This is a genomic window from Pseudomonas sp. (genome assembly GCF_050739995.1).
Taxonomy (GTDB): domain Bacteria; phylum Pseudomonadota; class Gammaproteobacteria; order Pseudomonadales; family Pseudomonadaceae; genus Aquipseudomonas.
On sequence record NZ_JBOICG010000265.1, the window covers coordinates 1 to 7,141 of the forward strand.

General features: G+C 60.1%; 4 protein-coding genes. All 4 read left to right on the forward strand.

Annotated features, from left to right (window positions below; translation table 11 throughout):
• Window positions 1-125 precede the first annotated feature (125 nt).
• A complete protein-coding gene (gene acs / locus ACRESD_RS09010) occupies window positions 126-2,063 on the forward strand; it encodes an acetate--CoA ligase (protein WP_431750597.1) in 1,938 nt (645 codons plus the stop codon).
• A gap of 16 nt (window positions 2,064-2,079) precedes the next feature.
• Window positions 2,080-2,949, forward strand: coding sequence for an oxygenase MpaB family protein (locus ACRESD_RS09015; protein WP_431750598.1), 870 nt, complete (start codon window positions 2,080-2,082; stop codon window positions 2,947-2,949).
• 71 nt (window positions 2,950-3,020) lie between these two features.
• Window positions 3,021-4,037, forward strand: coding sequence for a class I SAM-dependent rRNA methyltransferase (locus tag ACRESD_RS09020; protein ID WP_431750599.1), 1,017 nt, complete (start codon window positions 3,021-3,023; stop codon window positions 4,035-4,037).
• A gap of 87 nt (window positions 4,038-4,124) precedes the next feature.
• Window positions 4,125-7,058, forward strand: coding sequence for a DUF748 domain-containing protein (locus ACRESD_RS09025; RefSeq protein WP_431750600.1), 2,934 nt, complete (start codon window positions 4,125-4,127; stop codon window positions 7,056-7,058).
• The last annotated feature ends 83 nt before the right edge of the window (window positions 7,059-7,141 follow it).

The following is a 7,141-nucleotide window of genomic DNA, read 5'->3' on the forward strand; positions in this document are numbered from 1 at the left end:
CGCGGTCGTCACCGCGGCTGATGCTGGTCATCCAAGGCCAACGCCCGTTTGGACGTTGGCCTTGAACCCTCTTCTCCCAGCGTGCATCTTTATGACTTGTCCCAAAACAAGAATAAGGACCGCTCATGTTCGATATCAGCACATTTCCCCATGCCGATGCCGTCCGCCGGGCTGCGCAGCTCAGTCAGGAGGACTACCAGCGCCTCTACCGCCAATCCGTTGAGCAACCGGACCTCTTCTGGGCCGAGCAGGCCAAAGCCTTTCTCGACTGGATCAAACCCTGGCACACCGTCCAGCATTCAGACATCAACACCGGTGCAGCCCAATGGTTTGCCGGCGGCCAACTGAATGTCAGTTACAACTGCATCGACCGCCACCTGGCGCAACGCGCCGATCAACCCGCCTTCATTTGGGAAGGTGACGATCCGGCAACGTCTTCCAAAATCACCTACCGCCAACTCCACCAAAACGTCAGCCGCTTGGCCAACGTGCTGAAAAGCCGTGGTGTGAAGAAAGGCGACCGGGTATGCATCTACATGCCGATGATTCCGGAGGCCGCCTACGCCATGCTGGCCTGCACGCGAATCGGCGCCGTGCACTCGGTGGTGTTTGGTGGGTTTTCGCCGGATGCCCTGCGTGACCGCATTCTCGACGCCGACTGCCGTACCGTGATTACTGCCGATGAAGGCGTGCGCGGCGGTAAGCCGGTGGCGCTGAAAAAGAACGTCGACAAAGCCCTGGCCAGTTGCCCGAACGTCAGCACCGTGTTGGTGGTAGAACGCACAGGCGCTTCCGTGAATTGGGACGAAGGCCGCGACCTCAAGTATCAACAAGCCCTGGATGCCGCCAGCGACCACTGCCCGCCCGAGCCGATGGACGCCGAAGACCCGCTGTTCATCCTCTACACCTCCGGCAGCACTGGTAAACCCAAAGGCGTGCTGCACACCACTGGCGGCTACCTGCTGCAAGCAGCGATGACCTTCAAGTACGTGCTGGATTACCGTGATGGCGAAGTGTTCTGGTGCACCGCCGACGTGGGCTGGGTCACCGGCCACAGTTACATCGTGTATGGCCCGCTGGCCAACGGCGCCACCTCGCTGATGTTCGAAGGCGTGCCGAGTTACCCCACGAGTTCCCGCTTCTGGCAGGTGATCGACAAACATCAGGTGAATATCTTCTACACCGCACCCACCGCGCTACGCGCCCTGATGCGTGAGGGCCACGGACCGCTGGAAAACACGTCACGCGCCAGCCTCCGCCTGCTGGGCAGTGTCGGCGAGCCGATCAACCCGGAAGCCTGGGATTGGTACTTCAATGTGGTGGGCGAGCAGCGCTGCCCCATCGTGGATACCTGGTGGCAGACCGAAACCGGAGGCATCATGCTCAGCCCGTTGGTCAGCGCCCTGCGCATCAAACCTGGCTGCGCGACCCAACCCATGTTTGGCGTGCAGCCGGTGCTGCTGTATGAGCACGGCAAGGAACTCAGCGGCGCCGGCAGTGGTGTGCTCGCGATCAAAGCCAGCTGGCCGGGACAGATCCGCAGCGTCTATGGCGACCCGCAGCGCATGATCGACACCTATTTCAAACCCTACCCCGGTTACTACTTCACCGGCGACGGCGCACGACGCGATGAAGACGGCGACTACTGGATCACTGGGCGTATCGACGATGTGATCAATGTGTCCGGCCATCGGATCGGCACCGCTGAAGTGGAAAGCGCCCTTGTACTGCATGACCAGGTGGCCGAAGCCGCCGTGGTGGGTTACCCCCATGACATCAAAGGCCAGGGCATTTATGCGTTCGTCACGCCAATGAACGGCGTCGAGCCCAACGATGCCCTGAAAAAACATTTGTTGGAGCTGGTGAGCCAGGAAATCGGCAGCTTTGCCAAACCGGAGCTGATCCAATGGGCACCGGCCTTGCCGAAAACCCGCTCGGGCAAGATCATGCGGCGTATTTTGCGCAAGATCGCCTGCAACGAACTGGACAGCCTCGGTGATATTTCAACACTGGCCGACCCCAGCGTCGTCGACGGCCTCATCGACAAACGCCTGAACCGATAGGAAACCTCGAGTCGCCATGGAATTTATACGCAGCCGTATCGAAACCCAACTGATGAGCCTGACCGGTCTGTCATTGGGACAACTGGACCTGGAAAACCCCAAGGGCGATCCCGGCCTGTTCGGGCCGGATTCGGTGAGCTGGCAGGTGCATGGCGACTTCAGCAGCATGCTTATCGGCGGCATCAGCGCGTTGATGTTGCAAGCCTTGCATCCGCTGGCCTTGGCCGGGGTGTGGGACCACTCGAACTTCCGCCAGGACATGCTTGGGCGCCTGCGCCGCACCTCGCAGTTTATTTCCGGCACCACGTTTGGCTCACGCAAAGATGCCGAATGGTTGATCGAGAAGGTTCGAACCATTCACCTGCAAGTGGTCGGCCATGCGCCAGATGGTCGACCTTATGCGGCCAGCGACCCTGAGCTGTTGACTTGGGTGCATGTGGCGGAAGTCAGCAACTTCCTGGCGGCGCACCTGCGTTATCGCAACCCACATCTGCCGGGACGGGACCAGGATCGGTATTACAGCGAAATAGCCTTGGTGGCCGAGCGGCTGGGTGCACGGCATGTGCCGCGCTCACGGCAGGAAGTTTCGGATTATCTGGCACGCATCCGCCCACAGCTGCTGTGCGACGAGCGCAGTCGTGAAGTCCTGCGCTTACTGGTCAACGCCCCTGCTCCCAGCACCTTGGCCAAGCCTTTCGGCAGCCTGATGATGCAGGCTGGCATCGACCTGCTGCCGGACTGGGCCAGCGCCATGCTCGAACAACACCAGAGCCCGCTACAACGCCAGATAATCCGCGCCGGGGTCAAGCGCAGCGCGCCGTTGTTGCGTTGGGCGATGCGTGATGGTTCCGTGCAGCGCGCCCATCGGCGGATGGGGTTGATGTAGGGGGCCGTTCATAGCTGTTAAACTCCGCGTCCTTATTTATCTTCTTTTACCTAACAAGCAAGGCGCGCTCCATGTCCCCCCTGAATCAGGCGCTGCGCGCCGCTCTCGATCAACGCCAAGACCTGATCAACGAACTGCATGCCCAAGGCACCGACTGCTACCGCCTGTTCCACGGCAGCCAGGAAGGCGCCGGTGGCCTGACCATCGACCGCTATGGCCCGCAATTGCTGGTGCAGAGCTTTCACCAGTCACTGGAAACCAGCGACCTGCTGGACCTGCATCAACTGATCAGCCAGTTCATGGGCCTGGAATTGCTGCTGGTGTACAACGACCGTTCCCGTGGCAACTCGCGGATCGACCGCGAAGACACGGTGTACCGCGCCGAGCCTGCGGCCCTGGAAGACCTGGTCGGCCATGAGTGGGGCCTCAATTACCGTGTGCGCGGGCGACATGCCGGGCAGGACCCGCTGCTATTCCTCGACTTGCGCAATACCCGCGGCTGGGTCAAGGACCACAGCGCCGGCAAGAGCGTGCTGAACCTGTTCGCCTATACCTGCGGCGTAGGCTTGAGCGCAGCCGCCGGTGGCGCGCGTGAGGTGTGCAACCTGGACTTCGCCGAGGGCAACCTGGCGGTCGGTCGTGAAAACGGCCTGCTGAACCCCCAGTTGCCGACCATGCAATTTGTGCAATCCGATTACTTCCCGGCGATTCGCCAGCTGGCGGGCTTGCCGATCACCCAGCGCCGCGGGCAGAAGCTGCCGAGCTATCCGCGCCTTGAGCAACGCCAATATGACCTGGTATTGCTCGACCCTCCGGCCTGGGCCAAAAGCGCCTTCGGCACCGTCGACCTGCTGCGCGACTATCAAAGCCTGCTCAAGCCTGCACTGCTGGCCACCGCCGACAACGGCGTGCTGATCTGCTGCAACAACCTGGCAAAAGTCAGCATGGACGACTGGCGCGAACAGGTGCTGCGCTGCGCCGAAAAGGCCGGCCGCCCGGTGCGCGATTGGCAGATCATGACACCGGGAGCGGACTTCCCCTCACAGGACCAACAGCCTCCGCTGAAGACCTTGATCCTGCAACTGTAAGAGTTATCCCAACAAGCCCTGTTCTTCGGAACCGAAATCCCGTGCCATACTCCAAGGCACTCTCGTTCGATATAGATGGCGTCACCCATGCCCAAAGGATTGATTCGCGCCATCGGCGCCGTGTTGACTGCTCTAGCCCTGTACAGCTTGCTGGGCTTCCTGATTTTGCCCGGTATTGCTCTTCGCATCGCCAACCAACAGTTGGCCAATTACGCCACGGTGCCGGCACGCCTTGAGCGTATCGAACTCAACCCATTCAGCCTGGAAGTCACGGCATGGGGCCTGAAGATCGGCGAACCCGGCAAGGAACAAGTGGGCTTCGAACGCCTTTATGCCAACCTGCAGATCGACAGTCTCTGGACCCGCGCCCTGCACTTGGCCGACGTACAGCTGGACAAGCCCAAGACCGAGCTGTTGTTCGACAAGTCCGGCCAGTTGAACCTGGCGCAGCTGTTCAAGCTGCCGCCAAGCGAACCTACCCCGGCCGATCCCAACGCCAAACCGTTCCCTGTGCGCATCGACAGCATCAAGCTGGCGAGCGGCTATGTACATTTTCAAGACCTGCGCCCCAGCGAGCCCATCGAGTTCCTCTACGACAAACTCGACTTCGAGCTGAAAAACCTCAGCACCTTACCCGAAGACAATGCCGACATGACCTTGGTGGCCGCAGGGCCCGCGGGTGGGCAAATCGACTGGAAAGGTAATTTCAGCCTGGTGCCGATCACGTCTCAGGGCACACTGAAAGTCACCGATGGCAAGATGAAAGCCTGGTGGCCCTATGTCCGTGACGCCCTACCACTGGTGCTTGAAGACGGTGTACTCAACTTCAGCACCGATTACACATTCAGCCTGGCCAAAGAAACCGAACTGAACCTGACCAACACCGCTGCCAGCATCGCGCCCTTTGCGATCAAGGCCCCGGACGGCCGGCCGTTGGCACGCCTGGAACGCCTGGATGTCAGCGAGACCTCGGTAGACCTGGCCAAGCAGCAAGTGGTTGTGGGCAAGATCCGCAGCAACAAGCTAGAAACCTGGGCCGCTCGCGAAGCCGATGGACAATTGGATTGGCAGAAACTGTTCGCCAGCCAGCCAAGCAAACCGGCCAAGGCGCCAGAACCGGCAACCGCGCCGGCCACTGCCGACGCGCCAAAATCCGAACCCGCTGCGCCGAGCAAACCCTGGCAAGTACTGCTCAAGGATGTGCAACTGCGCAATTATCAGGTGCACTTGGCTGACCGTGCGGCCAAGCCAGCGGTAGCATTGGAACTGGGCCCATTGAATGTCGATGTGCAGAACTTCGACAGCCTCAACCAAAGCCCCTTTACCCTGAAAGTCGACACTGGCTTGGGCAAGCAAGGCAAGATCCAGGCAGCCGGCGAGGTCAACCTCAGCCCGGTCAGCGCCAAGCTGAAAGTGAACACCCAGGACATCGACCTGCGGGTCGCCCAGTCCTATATCAGTCCATTCATTCGCCTTGAACTGCGCAGCGGCATGCTGGGCAGCAACCTCGATGTGAACCTCAAAAGCACCGAGCCACTGGCCCTGCAAGTCACTGGCCGTGCACAAGTCGACCAGCTGCATACGCTGGACACCCTCAAGACCCGCGACTTCCTGAAGTGGCAGCGCCTGGTACTGGAAGGCGTGAATTATCAACACGGCCAGAGCCTGTCGATCGACAAGGTCAACCTGCAGCAGCCCTACGTGCGCTTCATGATCAACGATGACCGCACCACCAACGTCGATGACTTGCTGATCCCACAACCGGCCAGCAGCGGCGCCAAGTCCGCTGCCAAACCGACAGCGAGCAATGAGAAGCCGCTGGGCATTCACATCGGGCACATTGCGATCAACGACGGCTCGGCCAACTTTGCATACTTCAGTCTCACACCCAATGTCGCCACAGCCATTCAACAGCTCAACGGGCAAATCGGCACCATCGACAGCCGCCAGGCCAAACCGGCCAGCGTCGACATCAACGGCAAGGTGGACCGCTACGCGCCAGTGACCATCAAAGGCAGCGTGAACCCGTTCGATCCGATGGCCGCACTGGATATTGCCACCAGCTTCAAGCGGGTCGAGCTGACGACGTTGACGCCGTACTCGGGCAAGTTCGCCGGCTTCCGCATCCGCAAGGGCCGATTGAACCTCGACCTGCACTATGTGATCACCAAAGGCCAGTTGAAGGCTGAAAACAAAGTGGTGGTTGAGCAACTGCAACTGGGTGAGAAAGTCGACAGCGCCGATGCCGTGGACTTGCCGATTCGCCTGGCGATTGCACTGCTCAAAGACAGCGATGGCAAAATCTCCATCGAACTGCCGGTGACTGGTGACCTGAATAATCCGCAATTCAGCGTGATGCCAATTGTGTGGCAGACCCTGCGCAACCTGGTGGTACGTGCAGCAACAGCGCCATTCAAATTCATTGGTGGACTGATTACCGGAAGCGGCCCGGAAGACCTCGGCAATGTGTCTTTCGCTGCCGGTTCCAGCGCGTTGAGCAAGGATGCCGAAGGCGCCTTGAACACCTTGGCCAAGGCACTTAAAGAGCGCCCTGCCCTGCGCCTGGAAATCGAAGGCACTGCAGCAGCCAGCAGCGACGGCCCGTTCCTGGCAGCCGAGCGCCTGGAGCGCGAATATCAATACAACTACTACAAGATGCTGCAACGCCGTGGCGACAAAGTCCCGGCCCAGGCCTCATTGTTGGTTGTGCCGGAGAAGGAAAAGGCGCCATTGCTGGAAGGCATCTACCGCACACGGTTGAAACAACAACCGCCGGCCGAATGGAAAGACCTGAGCAACAATGACCGCACCGCGAAGCTCAAAGACGGCGTGATCAAGTTCTGGAGCGGCAGTGACGTGCTGTTGCGCCAACTGGGCCAGGACCGAGCCAGCGCCATCAAGGACTATCTGGTGGATAAAGCGCAGTTGGAAGATGATCGGGTGTACTTCATCGATGCCAATCTGGGGCAGGCGGAGAAAGATGGTCGAGTGGTGACACCGATGCATCTGGATGCCGAATAATCACCAGGCAGTACAGCTCAAACTGTGGGAGCGGGCTTGCTCGCGAATGCGGTGAACCAGTCGACGAATTTGTTAGCTGACAC